Here is a 16,962-nt window from a genome sequence, read left to right as displayed (position 1 = left end):
ATTTAATGATCGCACGGTAACGCCTCAAGGGGAAATCGCTACGGGAGGTTTCCCCCGTTTGGACCTCACCCGCGTATTATGTCTTTGAACGTCGCTGTAACTACTATTATTGAGGTGAACCGTGGCTGTTTCTGCTTTTGATCTTTTTAAAATCGGCATCGGGCCGTCCAGTTCCCATACGGTTGGTCCAATGCGGGCCGCCCTGTTGTTTGCGCAGGGCCTGGAACGAGATCAATTGCTGCCTCAGGTCGCGTCGGTGCGGGTTGAGTTATATGGGTCATTGGGGGCGACGGGCAAAGGCCACGGCACAGACAAGGGCGTCATGCTGGGTCTGATGGGCTACGCACCCGACGCCGTAGATCCGTCGGCCATCGCCGGGCTATTACAGGCCGTGCGCACTGGCAAATCGCTGGCGTTGCTGGGCCATTTTCCGGTGCCCTTTACCGAGCGCGAACACATCCTGTTTTATCGCCGCGAGGCCATGGCCGAGCACCCTAACGGGATGAAGTTTCACGCATTCGACGCGGAGGGAGAATCCTTGCGCGAATCGCGTTATCTCTCGGTAGGTGGTGGGTTTGTCGTGACCGCCGGGGCGTCCAATAGCCAGATCATTGCCGCGCACGATCAACTGCCCTTTGCCTTTCGTACCAGCCGCGAGCTGATGGCGATGTGTCAGGCGCAGTCTTGTACGGTGGCGCAACTCATGATGCACAACGAACGATTCTGGCGCAGTGAGGCAGACGTCAACGCCGCGCTTGATCGCATTTGGCAGGTCATGCAGGATTGCGTGAGCCGGGGCTGCGGGATCGACTACCCCGAGGCCGATGGGGACTTGCCGGGCCCGCTGAAAGTACGTCGCCGCGCGCCGGAGCTATACCGCAGCCTCACGCAGCGGGCCGAGCGTAGCCTGTCTGATCCCTTGTCCGTCATGGACTGGGTCAATTTGTACGCCATGGCGGTTAACGAAGAAAATGCAGCGGGCGGCCGTGTCGTAACGGCACCGACCAACGGAGCGGCGGGCATTATCCCGGCCGTATTGCATTACTACGATCGTTTCGTTCCGGGCGCCACTGCGCAGGGGGTACGCGATTTTCTACTGACGGCGGCGGCGATTGGTTTGCTCTACAAATACAACGCCTCGCTTTCTGGTGCCGAGGTCGGCTGTCAGGGCGAGGTCGGCGTTGCGTGTTCAATGGCCGCCGGGGCGTTGGCCGCCGTATTGGGCGGCTCCGTTGGGCAGGTCGAAAATGCTGCCGAGATTGGCATGGAGCACAATCTCGGGTTAACTTGCGACCCTGTGGGCGGCCTGGTGCAAATCCCCTGTATCGAGCGCAATGCCATGGCATCCGTCAAGGCCGTCAACGCCGCACGCATGGCCTTGCGCGGTAATGGGCAACATTACGTGTCGCTGGATTCGGTCATCAAGACCATGCGAGAGACCGGCGCGGATATGAAAACCAAATATAAAGAAACCGCTCGTGGCGGCTTGGCGGTAAATATCGTCGAATGCTAGGGGCGGGATCGGCAGCGTCGTAGTGGAACTGAAAAGCGGGGCACGGTTACTTACCGTGCGCTGTCAGAGTGATCTGGCGTCACCCCATCTTTTTCGTCTGTTTTCAATTCCATACGGAGCTTCATCATCATGATGCCGGCAGTTTCCTCTCGACCCCCCATTTTTTTCAACGAGATCACGCCGGGTGGCGACCTCGCCCACTCCACGAACTGGAAACCGGTGACGGCAGATGCGTTGCACGACGCCCTGTTCAAGGAAGACAAGGCGACACTTCGAGGTTGGATCACTCAAGGTCGAATTGACGAGGCCGCATTGACGGCACCGCATTCCCATAGCAAACAGCCGCTGTTGAGCTATCTCGCGAAGTACATCAAACCGGGAATCACTGAGGAAATCATCGAACTGATCAAAATGACGCCTGCAGCCATCATCGATGCGCGGGACGAAGACGGCAATACCGCTTTGCTTGTGGCCGTGAAGCAGTCCCAGAGCGAGCGCATTGTCGAGGCCCTGCTAGAGGCGGGCGCTGATGTCAATGCTGTCGATAGCAAAGGACGTTCGGTACTCGCGCATTGCGTTCGCACGGTTAATGCGTCGGAAAAGGTAGTGCTGCTGTGCAACAAAGGTGTGCACCTGAATGCGCAGGATAACAAAGGAATGACGGCGATGCATCATGCCGTCAAATATGAGAATTGCTGTGTCGTGGTGTCATTGATCGCGGCAGGTGCGAACAAGGATATTCAAGATAACCAGCATCGTACGCCGTTGGATATCGCCGAATCGCAATGTATGGACCCACACGACAAGGATCAGGACCTGATGATGATTGAGCTGCGAAAAAGCCAGGGATTTGCGTTGTCGCAGCTTGGCAATATGCTGGGTTCCTATGTGCCCGGTTATTTGTCGAACGCGTCGACCGCCATTTGGGGGAGCGTAGCGAATTCGATGTCGTACGCGCTGGCTATTTTCGAGACGCCGAGCGCGCCTGTCATGTCGGGTGCCGAAACCACGACGACTACAGTATCAGAAATCCAATAATCACCAGCGTAATCAGCGCGGCTTTGGTGAGCTTGTATACGGTGCGATTCCACGCCTTGAATTGTTTGCGTTTTTGGTCGATGACCCAATGGGCGTGGGTCAGTTTGTTGATCGCACCGGTTTTGTCGCCACCGTCATTCGGCGAGCTGGCGGCCGACATCACGACGCGCCCGAACCAGCGATTGAAGGCCTCGGCCCAGCGCCATTTCAAGGGGCGCTCGACGTCGCAAAACAAAATGATGCGGTTGGCGTCAGTCTTGTTATGGGCCTCGTGTACGTAGGTTTCATCAAACACCACGCTTTCGCCATCACGCCAACTGTAGGTTTCACCGTCCACGATGATGTGGCAGCCGTCATCATTGGGGGTGGCTAGGCCAAGGTGATAGCGCAGCGAGCCAGAAAACGGATCGCGGTGGCGGTTTAATTTGCTGCCAGGAGGCAGCTCGGCAAACATGGCCGCCTTGATGGTGGGCAGCCCTTTCAGAATACCGACCGTGCGCGGGCAGAGTTCCTCTGCCGACGGATGGCGAGCGTCATACCATTTCAGATAGAAACGCTTCCAGCCATTTTTGAAAAACGAATTAAAGCCGATGTCATCGTGCCGCTCGGCCGCCTTGATGCGGCGCAATTCGGCCATTTTTAGGGCCTCGTCGCGAATGACCTCCCAGTTGTCGTCCAATACCTGCAGCGCCGCAATTTCACGCGAGGGCAGGTAGGGCGTTGTCGGGACACGAGAGCACAACACCATAAAGGCATTGATCGGCGCCAGCAGTACAGAATGATCGAGCAGTTGGCGCGACAGGGACAGGCGCACACGGCCTCTGAAGTGTGCAAACAATATCGACGCCAGCCATATACCAAGAATCAGCCACTTCATAACGCAAACCCGGCCCCGGAGTGAGCCGTATCAGGAAAGGCCCTATTTTCTCATATCTGGTTGAAATAGGAGGGCGACCAAAATGCGCGCGCCGCGCCGGCAGCTGACTAGGTACAATTCCGAGCATGTCTGAAGCCGTTCTCTCCAAGCCTGCCTTTGTCCATTTGCGTGTCCATTCCGAGTTTTCGGTGGTGGACGGCATCGTACGTATTCCTGATCTGATCAAACGCGTCGCCAAGCTGGGTCAACCTGCTGTGGCGCTGACAGATTTGTCCAATATTTTTGGCCTGATCAAGTTTTACAAGGGCGCGCGAGCGGCCGGGGTCAAGCCTATCGCCGGCTGCGATGTCTGGCTGACCAACGACGAAGATCCCGACAAGCCGTTTCGCTTGTTGTTGTTGGTGCGCAACCAAAAAGGCTACCTCAACCTGTGCGAGTTGCTGACCCAGTCGTTCCTGACGAATCAGGGTAAGGGCCGCCCGGAAGTTCGACGCGAATGGTTACATAATCGCGAAGGGCTGATCGTGCTCTCGGGGGGGCGTAGCGGGGATATCGGCCATGCGCTGGATGCCGGCAATGCCGTGAATGCGCTGTCATTGGCGCGTCAGTGGGCGCAATTGTTTCCGGGCGCGTTCTATGTCGAATTGCAGCGCAGCGGCGCCGACGGCGACGAGGCTTATACGCAGGCAGCCATGCGCCTAGCCGCGGAACTGGGGTTGCCGGTGGTGGCGACGCACCCGGTGCAGTTCCTGGATGCCGCCGAGTTTCAGGCCCACGAGGCACGGGTATGCATTTCCCAAGGCGAAATCCTGGCGGATCCGCGCAGGGTGCGCCGTTTTACCCAGGATCAATACCTGCTCAGCACCGAGGAAATGGCCCGACGTTTTGCCGACGTGCCATCGGCGCTGGCCAATACTGTCGAGATCGCCAAGCGGTGCAACCTGACACTGGTGCTGGGTAAACCACGACTACCTATTTTCCCCACACCAGACGGCGTGTCGCTGGACGACTATCTCGTCCAGCTATCCGAAGAAGGGCTGGAAAAACGCCTGGCATTCCTGTTTCCCGAGCAGGCCGTCCGTGACGCCAAGCGCGATCAGTATTACGAGCGCCTGCGTTGGGAATGCAACACCATCATTCAGATGGGTTTCCCCGGTTACTTTTTGATCGTTCAGGACTTTATTAACTGGGGCAAGCAAAACGGCGTTCCCGTCGGTCCGGGCCGGGGTTCGGGGGCGGGCTCGCTGGTGGCCTATGCCCTGGGTATTACCGATCTCGACCCGATCCGTTACGACTTGTTGTTCGAGCGTTTCCTGAATCCCGAGCGGGTTTCCATGCCCGACTTCGATATCGATTTTTGCCAGGACAACCGCGAACGCGTCATCGATTACGTCAAGATGAAGTACGGTCGCGATGCCGTCAGCCAGATTGCCACGTTCGGCACACTGGGTGCGAAGGCCGTGGTGCGCGATGCGGGCCGGGTGCTGGACATGCCCTACCTGTTCTGCGATGGTCTGTCTAAACTGATCCCGTTTAATCCGGCCGACCCGTGGTCGCTTGATCGCACCTTGAAAGACGAGCCTGCTTTCAAAGAGCGCTACGAACAAGAGGAAGACGTTCGCGGGTTGGTCGACCTGGCACGTCCTCTCGAAGGGCTGACGCGCAACATCGGGATGCACGCCGGCGGCGTGCTGATCGCGCCGGGCAAGCTCACGGATTTTTGCCCGCTGTACTGCCAGCCGGGTCAGGAAAACAGCGCCGTATCACAGTTCGATAAAGACGACGTCGAGGCCGCCGGGCTGGTCAAGTTCGACTTTCTGGGGCTACGCAACCTGACGATTCTGGACTGGGCTGTGCGCTATGTGCGCCAGTTCAATGAGTCTCAACGCGACTTCGACATCATGGCCCTGGAGCTCGACGACCTGGCTGCCTACAAGGTGCTGTGCGACGCCAACACGACCGCCGTGTTCCAGCTGGAATCGCGGGGTATGAAAGAGCTGTTGAAAAAGCTCAAACCCAGCAACTTCGAAGACATCATCGCTATGTTGGCCCTGTACCGGCCGGGCCCGCTAGAGTCCGGCATGGTGGATGACTTCGTCAACCGCAAGCACGGGCGCGCCTCGGTCGATTACTTCCATCCTGATCTCGAGGGTACGCTCAAGAGCACCTACGGCGTCATCGTCTACCAAGAACAGGTGATGTTGATCTCGCAGATCATCGGTGGCTATTCGCTGGGCGGTGCAGACTTGCTGCGCCGGGCCATGGGTAAGAAAAAGCCCGAAGAAATGGCCAAGCACCGCGAGTTGTTTGAAAAGGGTGCCAAGGAAAAAGGCCACGATCCCGATCTGGCGGTCAAGCTTTTCGACTTGATGGAAAAATTCGCGGGCTATGGCTTTAACAAGTCGCACTCGGCCGCGTATGCGCTGATTGCCTATCAGACGGCTTGGCTCAAGGCCTACCATCCGACCGAATTCTTGGCGGCGACGATGTCGGCGGATATGGATGATACTGACAAGGTTCAGATCTTCTGCCGCGATGCACAAGACAATGGTGTCGTGGTGTTGCCCCCCGATGTGAATGCGTCGGGCTATCGTTTTGCGCCCGTCGAGGACGAGTACACCCGACAAGGCAAGCCGCCGCGCACGATGCGCTACGGCCTGGGGGCCGTCAAGGGTACCGGTCAGGGCGCGGTCGAAGAGATCCTGCGTGTTCGTCAGGCAGACGGGCCTTTCGCGAATCTGTTCGATTTTTGCCGGCGCGTGAACAAGCACTCGGTCAATCGCCGTACGATTGAGGCCCTGATCCGGGCGGGCGCTTTTGACACCATCGAGCCCAACCGAGCCGCGATGCTGGCATCGGTCAGCACCGCGATGGAGGCCGCCGAACAAGCCGCCCGCAGCGCGAACCAGTCCTCGTTGTTTGGCGACGACAGTAGCGAGGTCGTTGCGGGCGAGCTCAGCAAAGTCGCTCCCTGGAACTTGCACGCCAAGCTCACCCAGGAAAAAGCAGCGTTAGGCTATTACTTCAGTGGCCACTTGTTTGATTACTGGCGCGACGAAGTTCGTCGTATCGTGCCGACGCAGCTCGCACGCATCGAGCCGCAGCGCGACCTGCAATGGATGTGTGGCGTATTGGCTGGTGTACGCACCATGATGACGCGCCGCGGAAAAATGGTTTTTGCGGTGCTGGACGATGGCACCGCGCAACTGGAAATTTCCGTTTTCAGCGAGCTATATGAAAAGCATCGATCCCGCCTGCGCGAAGACCAACTGATCATTGTTCAGGGCAAGGTCAGCAACGACGAATACTCGGGCGGTATGCGTATCGTGGCCGAAGAGCTTTACGATTTGCAGCTGGCCCGCGAGGCACGCGCCAAATCGTTGCGCATCAAGCTCAATGGTCAGGCTGATGCCAAACGTCTGCATCAGATGCTGAATCCGTTTCGTGCCGAACCTGAAAACGGCGTTCCTGGCGTGCCGGTCGATATTGTCTATGAACGCGATAATTTCCTATGCACAGTACGGTTGGGCGAAGGCTGGCGAGTGCGCATGGCCGATACGCTACTCGATAACCTGACTGCCTGGGCCAATCCTGATGGTGTCGAGGTGACTTACTAATGCAGCCGCTACGCATACTCCATTCCGAGGCCGCCGTTGCGTTCGGTGGCCAAGAGCACCGCATCTACAAAGAGATGCATGCTATGCGTGCGCGTGGTCATCACATCGAGGCCGTTTGCCAACCGCAGGCCCAGCTAGTACCGCGCTTGCGCGAGGCGGGCTTTACTGTACACACAGTTCCGATGGGGGGCTTGCCCAAATATCTCAAAGGGGTCGTCGCCGTTCGTCGTATCCTGCGCGAGGGCAATTACGATGTGGTCAATACCCACAGCCGCATTGATACCCTGATCGCCGGCACCGCCGGCAGGTTAGCGGGTACGCCGCTGATTGTGCGCACGCGCCATCTGGCGAGTAAAGTCGGCTCAATGCTGTCGTATACGTGGTTGCCGCATCGCGTGACTACGGTCAGCGATTACGTGCGCCGTTATCTGATCAGCCGCGGCGTGCCGGCCGAGCATACGGCGACACTGTATTCCCCCGTGGTTCTACCGTCGCCCGTCGAGCACTCCACACTGCGTGCCGAGTTGGGGCTGGCCGATGACGATATCGTGGTGGGTTGTGTGGCAGTGATGCGCGCCGCCAAAGGCCACAAGAATCTCGTTGATGCCATTCGCCCTCTGATGCAGACACGTCCCAATCTGCACATGGTATTCGTGGGCTCGGGCTCTCCCACCTTCGAAAATACCCAGGCCTATATCCAGGAGGTCGGTCTGCAAGACCGCATTCACCTGATGGGGACGCGGCGCGATGTTCCGAATTTGCTGGCCGGGTTTGATCTCTTTGCACTGGCCACCGAGCAAGAGGCTTCCGGCACGGTGTTTGTCGAGGCCGAGGCTGCCGGCTTGCCCGTGATCGGCACTGACGTGGGGGGCGTGTCCGAGATGATGCGCGATGGCGTCACCGGCATTTTGGTGCCCGTGCATGATCAACCTGCTTTACAGGCCGCGCTGGAGCGCCTGATCGACGATCCGGCATTACGCCAAAAAATGGGTGAGGCCGGTCGCAGTATGGTGTGGGACGAGGGTGTATTTTCCCCCGCCCGTCTGGCGGAAAATACCGAGGCGGTGTACCGCAAATGGTTGGCCGAACGCCGCGCATCATGAACGCACCTGCGAGCCAAGATTCCATGTCCAACGCGCCCAATATTCCGGTTTTGATGTACCACCATGTGACTCCGGGAGGCGGCATGATCGCCGTGACGCCCGAGGTCTTCGAGCAGCAAATTGCTGGCCTGGCCCGTGCGGGATATACCTCGCTGGGGACTGAACAGTTCGCTCATTATCTGGCTGGTGGTGACGTTCCAGAAAAGTCCGTATTGATCACTTTCGACGATGGTTACCTGAACAACTGGACCTACGCGCATCCCGTGCTGCAGCGCTATGGGATGAAAGCCGTGCTGTTTCTGATTACCGGGTGGGTCGGACAGGGGGACGTACGCCCGCACGTGGGGCAGGGGCAACCCGTGCCCGCATCACCCGATCATCATGAAAGCAAGCGTTTGGTGGCGGCAGGGCGCACGGATGACGTCATCCTGCGATGGAGTGAGGTACAGGCAATGTTGGCGGCAGGTACCTTTGAGGTGCATTCCCACACGCATACGCATACCCGCTGGGACAAGGAATGCGGCCCCGATGTGGCGGCCAAGCGTGAGCATATCGCCCGCGAGCTGGCAGACTCTCGCGCCGCCCTCGTACGCGAGCTGGGAAGCGTGAGTGACCATCTGTGCTGGCCCCAAGGGTATTTTGACGCCGAATACGTACAAGCTGCACGCGATGCCGGCTTTCGGCACCTGTACACGACCGACGCGCTCGGACAAAACCTGCCCGATACCGACCCTGAGCATATCTATCGCTTTGCCGTGCGAAATTTGGGTGGTTCCTGGCTGAATCGTCGCATTTGGATGTCGCGTCATCCGGTGATCGGGCCGCGCTATCACGCCTGGAAAGCCTGGAAAAGGCGATTAAGGAATCGCGCATGACACTGTCGGTCATCATTATCACCAAGAACGAATCCGCGCATATCGTCGACTGCCTGAAGTCCGTGGCGTTTGCGGACGAGTTCATCGTGGTGGATTCCGGCAGCACCGATAACACCGTAGCGTTGGCACGCGAATTTGGTGCCAAGGTGGAGATCACCCCCGATTGGCCGGGCTTTGGACCTCAGAAAAATCGTGCTCTGGATCTGGCGACGGGCGACTGGGTATTGTCGATCGACGCTGACGAGCGCATCACGCCCGAGCTGGCCCAGGAAATCCAGGCGGTGCTCACAGCACCCAAAGCGGATGCTTACGAAATCGCGCGCCTCTCTGAATTTTGTGGCCGCTTTATTCGCCACAGCGGTTGGTGGCCAGATTACGTCTTGCGTTTGTTCAAACGAGGCACTGCGCGCTTTAACGATGTCGCGGTCCATGAACGCGTCGTGCCGCAGAGCCCAACGTTACGCCTGACGGGATATTTCGAGCATTACCCCTACGCCAATCTGGATGCCCTGATCAACAAAATCAATCGCTATTCCTCCGATGCCGCTGCGATGATGTATGCGCGAGGCAAACGGGCGACGGTCTTTAGCGCGTTGGGTCATGGGTGCTGGACCTTTGTGCGTATTTATTTGATCCGCCGGGGTTTTCTGGATGGACGCCATGGCTTGGTGCTGGCCGTGACGGCTGCCGCGGGTAGTTTCTTTCGCTATGCCAAACTCAGTTTCATGTCTAGTGCGCGCAAGTGAATATGCTTAAGTGAAGATCCTCTACACCAACTTTCATCCACGCAACGGCGGCGGCCACACCACTTACATCACGAGCCTGGTCAGGGCGCTGGCGAGCGAGCATCAGATCACCGTTGCTACGCCTGATACGAGCCGGCTGTTTCGCTACGCGGGTGCGATTCCGCGTGTACGTATAGTGGGCATGCATTTTTCGACCCGGCCATCATCGTGGTTTGGCGAGCGCGCGGCCCTGCGTCGTCTGGTCGTGCAAGAACGCTACGACATCATTCACGTTAATGGTTCGGCAGATCACAAACAGGTCATGCTCGCGTTGATCGGCCTGCGCATCCGCCCGAAGGTGGTGCTTACCAAGCACAATGATCATCCACTGGATACGTTCGGCCATCGGTTGCGGGCCTCGCTGGCGACCAACCAAGTGATTGCCGTCAGCGATTTTGTACGGGATATGCTGATGGCGTCATCCTACCGGCGTTTGCCCGTCACGACGATCCGGCATGGGATTGATACGGATTATTTTGCACCCGTGCCGGCACCGACACTCGACGCGTTGCGCGACCGCTATTTCGGTTCGGGTTGGCGTGGCTGTGTACTGTTGGGCAGTGCAGGAGGCACCGATTACGACAAAGGTTGGCTGGATCTCGTCGATGCGGCCGGCAGCTTGCCGGCGGAGCTGCGAAAACGTATTTTAATCCTGGTGGCGGGCGATCCTCCCAGTGCCGAGAAATTGGCGCGTGTTCGGGCCGCTGGAATGCAGGACCAGGTCATGTTTCCCGGACTGCTGGACGACGTGCGCGATGCCCTGGCCTGTTGCCACGTCGGGTTCGTATTGTCCTATCGAGAGGCCCTGTCCTATGCCTGTCGCGAAGTCATGGCCTTGGGATTGCCCGCGCTGGTCAGCAACGCGGGCGGGCTGCCCGAGAACGTGCGCGACGGTCACGACGGCTGGATTGTGCCGGTGCGCGATGTGGGCGCCATGGCGCAGGTACTGCGCACGATCCTGCAGGATCCCGATCGCGTGTCCGCGATGGGGGCGGCAGCCCGTCGCAGTGCCATCGATCATTTTAGATTGACAGAATTTGCCCGGGCGACGGTGGATGTTTACCGACAAGCCCTGGCGGCCTGAATTCTCGCCGGGGCAGGCATCCAGCCGATAACAGGCCCATCTCAGATCCACCTCGGATCTCTCTGCGCCCTGCCTCAGGCAGTAGGGGCAGTTGCAATTTCCAATTCGGTTAACCAGACAATCGCCTGGTGACGATCCTGTCCGCACATGTCGATTTGTGGTTGCAGGCCCCCGCAAAAATCAGGCCGTGACCGTTGTCCAAAAATCGCACAACGCATATCCGGCATCAATTGCACACAAGGAATGCCCGCGGGTTTGCCGTGCGGCATTCCCGGGATCGGACGGGTGATTGACGGGGCAATGCAACACGCCCCGCATCCCGGACGGCATGCCAAGGCAGCGGGCTCAGACATCGTGGCGCATCCTCTGGCTACACCCAACCGCGCAGCCAATACAGCAGCAGGCCCGCATATTCTTTAATGATGGACCGGCTGGCCTCCAGCGTCCGCAGGTGAGGCAGCCAGGCGGCCACAGATCCATCTGGCGGCAGGAAGATTTGCGGCGGCGTCGAGGCGGGAATAGCCGAGACCCCTTGTTTTGAAAATGCTGCCATAGCGCGCGGCATGTGTAGAGCCGATGTGACCAGCAACACTTGTTTGAACCCCTGTTTTTTCAGGGCTTCTTCCGTTTCGGTAGCGTTCTCGTAGGTGGTGCGACTGGAGTTTTCCAGTAGCAACGCCTCTTCGGGGACGCCGTGTTGTTTCATCACGTGTGCCATGCCTCGGGCTTCGCTGACATCACCCTCCAGGGCGCCGCCCGACAGCACCACCTTGGGGGCACGCCCGGCTTGGTACAGATTGATGGCGGTATCAACACGTACGATCGCTGTTTCCTTATCGTAGGGCAGGAACCAGTTCGCCCTGCCATTGGCCGTGTTGCCCCCTAGCACCACAATCGCATCCGCCATGGGGACCTGCGCGGGCGGCAGGTGGGGGTAGCGTGCCTCGAGCGAGCCGCCTAACCATAACGACGTGATCGGTAGCGACCAGGCTAGCAACCAGGCCAACCCAAAGGCAGCCACGGCTGTGCCTGTGCGGCGCAGACGAATTAGCCCCAGCACCAACCCCAGTACGACCAGGGTCAGGCAGAGATTTTGCGGAATGACCAAGTTGGCCAGGTAGCTCGTAAAAGTCATGTAAACAATCCGATCATACTGAGGGCAGCAGGCTGCAGGCTTTGCGTTCGACTACGTTGGCAGCAGGCCAGTTCCCGTCCGAGCCAACACAAACGGCATGGGCCGACCACGGTCCCGTGCGGTTGGGGTCCGTGACCCCGAACAGCGTCAGTTGCCTCGCATTGGCCGCCGCTGCGACGTGTGATACCCCGGAATCATTGCATACCACCAGCGCGGCGCGGGCCGTCAGTGCGGCGAATGCGCCCAAAGAAACCGCCGGCAATAGCCGGGCTGTCGGGGCATTACGCCGGGCTTCGTCGATTTCAGCAGGAGGAGGGCACATTACCACGGTATAGCCGCGTGATTGTAATGAGCGGGTCAACACATCAAAACCTGGCCAGACCTTGACTTTTCCCTTGTGCAGGCCCGTTGCCGTCGGGGCAATCAGTACAAAAACCTGATTGGCCAAGCCTGACTCCCGCAGCAGATTATCTGCCGCGGCGTAGTGAGCCGGCGTCATCGGCAGATTCAGGGCTGGGCCGGGTTGTTCGGGGTCGGCTGGCAAACCCCAGCGTTGCAGGGCGCTACGCGTCAGGTAGTACCATGACTGCACGGCATGCAGTCTTTCGGCAGGCTTGGCAATGGGCCAGCGCAGCAGCAGACTGCGGCCATCGTCGCGATAACCCGCACTGGGCACGCCCGCCAGTCGAAAGACCGCGGCGCTGGACAGCGAGTCGGGCAAGGCCAGTCCCCGCACGTGGGCGGCGTTCATGCCCCAGGTCCGCCGATGCTCGCGCACCGTCCGGCGGTCGTCCTGCACGCGACCTCGCATGGGAATGAAATCGTGCTTGGCGACCCCCTCCAGCAGGTCGCGCGCCCAGGGGCGCGCACAAACCACCAGGGGAAAACCGGTGCTTCCCAGCAATGACAGGCTAGGCAGGCTCATGCAAACGTCGCCCACCCAATTGGGCAGGCGGACATATAGACAGGAAATCTCGGATGAGGGCAAACTGCAGTTCCTTGGACAGTCGAACGGTACAATCCCGGGCACAATTGTATTAAAGCGAGTCTCCCCTTGAATTCTGACGCACGTCACGCACCTGCGGGCTCCCACCCGGTCAAGACCGAGCTCTGGAAACGCGTATATAGCCGCGTGGGTTCCTATTGGAAAGGCCTGTTGCTGGCTATCCTGCTCATGGCAGGTGCTGCTGCGACGCAACCGACACTTGCCCTTATTATGAAGCCGTTGCTGGACGACGGTTTCAACGGCACTAAACCTTACTACGTATGGGCGATCCCGCTTGCCGTTATCGGGCTGATCCTGATGCGCGGGATATTCAACTTTTTTAGTGAGTATTTGTTGGCCTGGGTGGCCAACAATGTTCTGCTTGGCATCCGCCGGGACATGTTCGAACGCTTGCTCGGACTACCCGACGCGGATTTCAAGCGCGGCGATACGGGCCGCTTGCTGAACCGTTTCACCATCGACGCGGGGCATGTAACAGGTTACGCGACCGACGTCATCACGGTACTTGTGCGCGAAACACTGGTAGTCATCGCGCTGATCGGCGTGTTGCTGTACATGTCCTGGATGTTGACGCTGATCATCCTGGTCATGCTGCCCATATCAACCTTGATTGCCCGCGTGTTCATTCGACGCCTGCGCAGCATCAACCGTGAAACGGTCAACATGAATGCCGAGCTGACCCGTGTGGCCAGCGAGGGCATCAACGGCCAACGTGTCATCAAATTGTTCGATGGCTACGAGGCCGAGCGAGGTCGTTTTTCCTTCGTCAACGCCCGCTTGCGGCGTTTCGCCATGCGCACTGCCACGGCGGATGCCGCTATGACGCCGCTAACCCAGTTCTGCATTGCGGTCTCGGTGGGGTGCATCATTGCGGTAGCACTTGGCCAAGCCAACAATGGCACACTTACTGTTGGTAGCTTCGCGTCCTTTATGGCCGCGTTGGCCCAGATTTTTGACCCCATCAAGCGCCTGACCAATCTGGCCGGCAAAATGCAGAAAATGCTGGTGGCGGCCGAAAGCGTCTTTACCCTGATTGACCAGGAACCTGAAATCGACGCGGGCACGCGGACGCTGCCCGAGCCCGTGCGGGGCAAAGTAGAGTTCCGCCAGGTTTCGCATCGTTTCCCGGACGCGGATAGCGACACACTCAGCAATGTTTCGTTCATGATTGAACCGGGCCAGACCATCGCCCTCGTGGGGCGTTCCGGCAGTGGCAAGACGACGTTGGCAAACATGTTGCCGCGCTTTGTCCTGCCTGGTGACGGCAGCATTTTGCTTGATGACGTGCCGATTAACGAGCTGACCCTGCGTAGCCTGCGTTCGCACCTCTCGTTGGTCAGCCAGGACGTCGTGCTGTTTGACGACACTATCGCGGCGAACGTTGGCTATGGCTCGCTGGGCCAGGCTAGTGAGGAACAGATCCGGGAGGCCCTGGCGTCGGCCAACCTGCTCGAATTCGTGGACGGCCTGCCACAGGGCATGTATAGCCAGGTGGGCGAAAATGCCGCCCGTCTGTCTGGTGGGCAGCGTCAACGCTTGGCCATTGCGCGCGCACTGATCAAAAACGCGCCCGTCCTGATCCTGGACGAAGCCACCTCCGCGCTCGACAACGAGTCCGAGCGTCAGGTGCAAGCGTCGCTCGAGCGCCTGATGCGTGGCCGTACCACGATGGTCATCGCCCATCGCCTGTCGACCGTGCAGAACGCGGATCGCATTGTGGTGCTTGATGCCGGCCAGATCGTCGAGCAGGGCGCCCACGCGGAGTTGCTGGCGGCCCAAGGGCTTTACGCGTCGCTATACAACATGCAATTCCGCAACGACTGATTTTCGGGCATGGCCGGCAGTGGGGCTGGGGTGTCCCTGCACGTGGATAGGCGTCGCGGCGATTCCCTCCCTGCTGCGCCTGCAGGGGAGGCCCCTCGCTCGCGGGTAGGCGTGTTATTGGATACGAAGACGCAGTGAGAAGCCAGGCGATCCCCCCGTCCGAGGGTAGGCGACCAAAGTCCTCAAGTCAGAATAATGTCGTATTGCTCTTGAGAATAAGCCGTTTCCACTTCCAGCGAGACGGGCTTGCCTACAAAATCCCCTAGCATGGCCAGATGCTGGCTTTCTTCTTCCAGGAATAGATCGACGACGTCCTGCGAGGCCAAAATGCGGAATTCCCGCGGATTGAATTGACGGGCCTCGCGCAAAATCTCGCGCAGGATCTCATAGCAGACAGTACGTGCCGTGCGAACGTTACCTCGCGATTCGCACATAGGGCAGGGCTCGCAGAGCTGATGCGCTAACGAGTCTCGCGTACGCTTGCGGGTCATTTCGACCAATCCTAACTGTGTGAACCCATTGACCGTCATGCGCGTGCGATCACGCGCAAGCGCCTTTTTCAGCTCGGCCAGCACCGTGTCGCGGTGTTCCAGGTCCTCCATATCGATAAAGTCCAGGATCACAATGCCGCCCAAATTACGCAGCCGTAGCTGCCGCGCAATGGCCTGAGCGGCTTCCAGGTTGGTTTTGAAAATGGTGTCGTCAAAATTTCGGCCACCTACGAACCCGCCGGTGTTGACGTCGACCGTCGTCAACGCCTCCGTCTGGTCGATAATCAGGTAACCCCCGGACTTCAGATCGACCCGACGTGACAGGGCGCGTGCAATCTCCTCGTCCACGTTCGCGGTATCGAATAGCGGCCGATCGCCGCTATAGTGCTGAATACGATCAGCGACGGATGGCGTATAGATTCGCGCCCACTCAGTGAGCGTCGTGGTGGTGGTGCGCGAATCCACCTGTATGACGCCGGTGTTGGGGCTCACCATATCGCGCAGCACACGTTGTTCCAGCGTCAGGTCATGATGCAGCAGCGTCGGGGCAGGTTGACTACGCGCAGCGGTCTGTACGCTGCTCCAGAGCTTGCGCAGATACTCCATATCCGCGGTCAACTCTTCGTCACTGGCGCCTTCCGCCTGCGTTCGCACAATCAGGCCGCCTTTTTCTTCCGCCGGAATCAGCGCCTGCAGGCGCTCCCGCAACTGAATGCGCTCGGATTCGGAGTCGATTTTTTGCGAGATTCCGATATGGGGATCATGCGGCAAATACACGAGCATGCGCCCGGCGATACTGATCTGTGTCGACAGACGAGCGCCTTTCGTCCCTAAAGGGTCTTTGATGACCTGCACCATCAGGGTCTGACCCTCAAATAACAGCTTTTCGATAGGCGTCGGGGTCAGCCCCTGACTACGCTCGCTGCGATTCTCGCGCAGATCCGCAATATGGATAAAGGCCGCGCGTTCCAGGCCCACGTCGATAAAAGCACTCTGCATACCTGGCAATACGCGTACCACGCGGCCCAGATAAATGTTTCCCACGTGGCCGCGCTGAATGCTGCGCTCGACGTGTAGCTCCTGTACTGCGCCCTGTTCCACCAAGGCGACCCGCGTTTCAAAAGGGGTGATATTGATCAGGATATCTTCGCTCATAGCTCAGCAGTGACGTTTCATGGATTCAACTTGCATAGTAAACGGTGACGGACGGCTTTCGAGCGAATCTCTAATAGCGCAAACCCCATATAGAAGGGGGCCGTGGCCACCACCTGCGCTAGGCCCCGCGCAATGGCGGGTTACGTATAGCGAGCAGAGGGCCGCGAAGAAAGGACCTCGAAAACAAGGGGAAGAAAAGGAGGAAATAGTGAAAACAGATCCAAAATCTGATGCGTCTCCAGTTTATTTTCAAGATTTGCGGGCCGATTTGCCACCGCCCCAAAAAATCGGGTATAGTCTCGCTCCTTCGCTGCTGGAACACGAGTGTTCAGGCGGCGGGGCCGGAGTAGGGGATGCACAAGACCGGCGGTGATGATTGTTAGGATCTCACTGCGCAGGCGATAAAAAGTGTGTTAATATTTCGGGCTCGGCAGTCGGTGAGGTCAGGGTAAACCCTGG

General features: G+C 58.8%; 13 protein-coding genes. 8 read left to right on the top strand and 5 right to left on the bottom strand.

The window, feature by feature from the left end; all coding sequences use genetic code 11:
* The first annotated feature begins 121 nt into the window (after window positions 1-121).
* Window positions 122-1,513, top strand: a complete 1,392-nt coding sequence (locus tag ACNAZS_RS24475; protein ID WP_415793151.1) for an L-serine ammonia-lyase — start codon at window positions 122-124, stop codon at window positions 1,511-1,513.
* A gap of 129 nt (window positions 1,514-1,642) precedes the next feature.
* Window positions 1,643-2,551, top strand: a complete 909-nt coding sequence (locus tag ACNAZS_RS24470; RefSeq protein WP_415793150.1) for an ankyrin repeat domain-containing protein — start codon at window positions 1,643-1,645, stop codon at window positions 2,549-2,551.
* Here ACNAZS_RS24470 and lpxO read toward each other — a convergent pair.
* Window positions 2,529-3,428, bottom strand: a complete 900-nt coding sequence (gene lpxO, locus ACNAZS_RS24465) for a lipid A hydroxylase LpxO (protein ID WP_415793149.1) — start codon at window positions 3,426-3,428, stop codon at window positions 2,529-2,531. The genes ACNAZS_RS24470 and lpxO overlap by 23 nt on opposite strands.
* 125 nt (window positions 3,429-3,553) lie before the next feature.
* On the opposite strand from lpxO, the gene dnaE reads away from it, so the two are divergent.
* The 5 genes from dnaE to ACNAZS_RS24440 are packed head-to-tail and all read left to right on the top strand — an operon-like array spanning window position 3,554 to window position 10,892.
* Window positions 3,554-7,045, top strand: coding sequence for a DNA polymerase III subunit alpha (gene dnaE / locus ACNAZS_RS24460; RefSeq protein WP_415793147.1), 3,492 nt, complete (start codon window positions 3,554-3,556; stop codon window positions 7,043-7,045).
* Window positions 7,045-8,148 carry a glycosyltransferase family 4 protein gene (locus ACNAZS_RS24455; protein WP_415793146.1) on the top strand — a complete coding sequence of 368 codons (1,104 nt, stop codon included), beginning with the start codon at window positions 7,045-7,047 and terminating at the stop codon, window positions 8,146-8,148. The genes dnaE and ACNAZS_RS24455 overlap by 1 nt, the downstream gene beginning before the upstream one ends.
* Before the next feature lie 23 nt (window positions 8,149-8,171).
* On the top strand, window positions 8,172-9,023 hold the full coding sequence (locus ACNAZS_RS24450) for a polysaccharide deacetylase family protein (RefSeq protein ID WP_415793259.1): 852 nt from the start codon (window positions 8,172-8,174) through the stop codon (window positions 9,021-9,023).
* Complete coding sequence (locus ACNAZS_RS24445; RefSeq protein ID WP_415793145.1) at window positions 9,020-9,769, top strand: glycosyltransferase family 2 protein; 750 nt, start codon at window positions 9,020-9,022, stop codon at window positions 9,767-9,769. The genes ACNAZS_RS24450 and ACNAZS_RS24445 overlap by 4 nt, the downstream gene beginning before the upstream one ends.
* A 10-nt stretch (window positions 9,770-9,779) precedes the next feature.
* Window positions 9,780-10,892 (top strand): glycosyltransferase, encoded by a 1,113-nt coding sequence (locus ACNAZS_RS24440; RefSeq protein ID WP_415793144.1) that lies wholly within the window; start codon window positions 9,780-9,782, stop codon window positions 10,890-10,892.
* 74 nt (window positions 10,893-10,966) lie between these two features.
* Here the strand turns inward: ACNAZS_RS24440 and ACNAZS_RS24435 are convergent, their stop codons facing one another.
* From ACNAZS_RS24435 to ACNAZS_RS24425, 3 genes are read right to left on the bottom strand one after another with little or no spacing between them, the layout of a single operon-like run.
* On the bottom strand, window positions 10,967-11,245 hold the full coding sequence (locus tag ACNAZS_RS24435) for a YkgJ family cysteine cluster protein (RefSeq protein ID WP_415793143.1): 279 nt from the start codon (window positions 11,243-11,245) through the stop codon (window positions 10,967-10,969).
* 17 nt (window positions 11,246-11,262) lie between these two features.
* Window positions 11,263-12,027, bottom strand: coding sequence for a YdcF family protein (locus ACNAZS_RS24430; protein WP_415793142.1), 765 nt, complete (start codon window positions 12,025-12,027; stop codon window positions 11,263-11,265).
* 13 nt (window positions 12,028-12,040) lie between these two features.
* Entirely contained in the window at window positions 12,041-12,952 is a 912-nt protein-coding gene (locus ACNAZS_RS24425) for a glycosyltransferase family 9 protein (protein WP_415793141.1), read from the bottom strand.
* 129 nt (window positions 12,953-13,081) lie between these two features.
* On the opposite strand from ACNAZS_RS24425, the gene msbA reads away from it, so the two are divergent.
* Window positions 13,082-14,857: a lipid A export permease/ATP-binding protein MsbA gene (msbA, locus tag ACNAZS_RS24420; RefSeq protein WP_415793140.1), complete on the top strand. Its 1,776-nt coding sequence runs from the start codon at window positions 13,082-13,084 to the stop codon at window positions 14,855-14,857.
* Window positions 14,858-15,039: 182 nt separating this feature from the next.
* On the opposite strand, the gene rng is transcribed toward msbA, so the two are convergent.
* Window positions 15,040-16,503 (bottom strand): ribonuclease G, encoded by a 1,464-nt coding sequence (gene rng / locus ACNAZS_RS24415; RefSeq protein ID WP_415793139.1) that lies wholly within the window; start codon window positions 16,501-16,503, stop codon window positions 15,040-15,042.
* Between the last annotated feature and the right edge of the window lie 459 nt (window positions 16,504-16,962).

The organism is Bordetella tumulicola, assembly GCF_965138755.1.
GTDB classification, from domain to species: Bacteria; Pseudomonadota; Gammaproteobacteria; order Burkholderiales; family Burkholderiaceae_B; genus Bordetella_A; species Bordetella_A tumulicola.
Note: the sequence above shows the minus strand (reverse complement) of the source record. Positions and strands in the feature narration are given on the sequence as shown.

Excerpts from the sequence above, each read along its gene's own strand:
- ACNAZS_RS24470 (WP_415793150.1), top strand. The coding sequence starts at position 1,643 with ATGATGCCGGCAGTTTCCTCTCGACCCCCCATTTTTTTCAACGAGATC.
- lpxO (WP_415793149.1), bottom strand. The coding sequence starts at position 3,428 with ATGAAGTGGCTGATTCTTGGTATATGGCTGGCGTCGATATTGTTTGCA.
- dnaE (WP_415793147.1), top strand. The coding sequence starts at position 3,554 with ATGTCTGAAGCCGTTCTCTCCAAGCCTGCCTTTGTCCATTTGCGTGTC.
- ACNAZS_RS24455 (WP_415793146.1), top strand. The coding sequence starts at position 7,045 with ATGCAGCCGCTACGCATACTCCATTCCGAGGCCGCCGTTGCGTTCGGT.
- ACNAZS_RS24450 (WP_415793259.1), top strand. The coding sequence starts at position 8,172 with ATGTCCAACGCGCCCAATATTCCGGTTTTGATGTACCACCATGTGACT.
- ACNAZS_RS24445 (WP_415793145.1), top strand. The coding sequence starts at position 9,020 with ATGACACTGTCGGTCATCATTATCACCAAGAACGAATCCGCGCATATC.
- ACNAZS_RS24435 (WP_415793143.1), bottom strand. The coding sequence starts at position 11,245 with ATGTCTGAGCCCGCTGCCTTGGCATGCCGTCCGGGATGCGGGGCGTGT.
- ACNAZS_RS24430 (WP_415793142.1), bottom strand. The coding sequence starts at position 12,027 with ATGACTTTTACGAGCTACCTGGCCAACTTGGTCATTCCGCAAAATCTC.
- ACNAZS_RS24425 (WP_415793141.1), bottom strand. The coding sequence starts at position 12,952 with ATGAGCCTGCCTAGCCTGTCATTGCTGGGAAGCACCGGTTTTCCCCTG.
- rng (WP_415793139.1), bottom strand. The coding sequence starts at position 16,503 with ATGAGCGAAGATATCCTGATCAATATCACCCCTTTTGAAACGCGGGTC.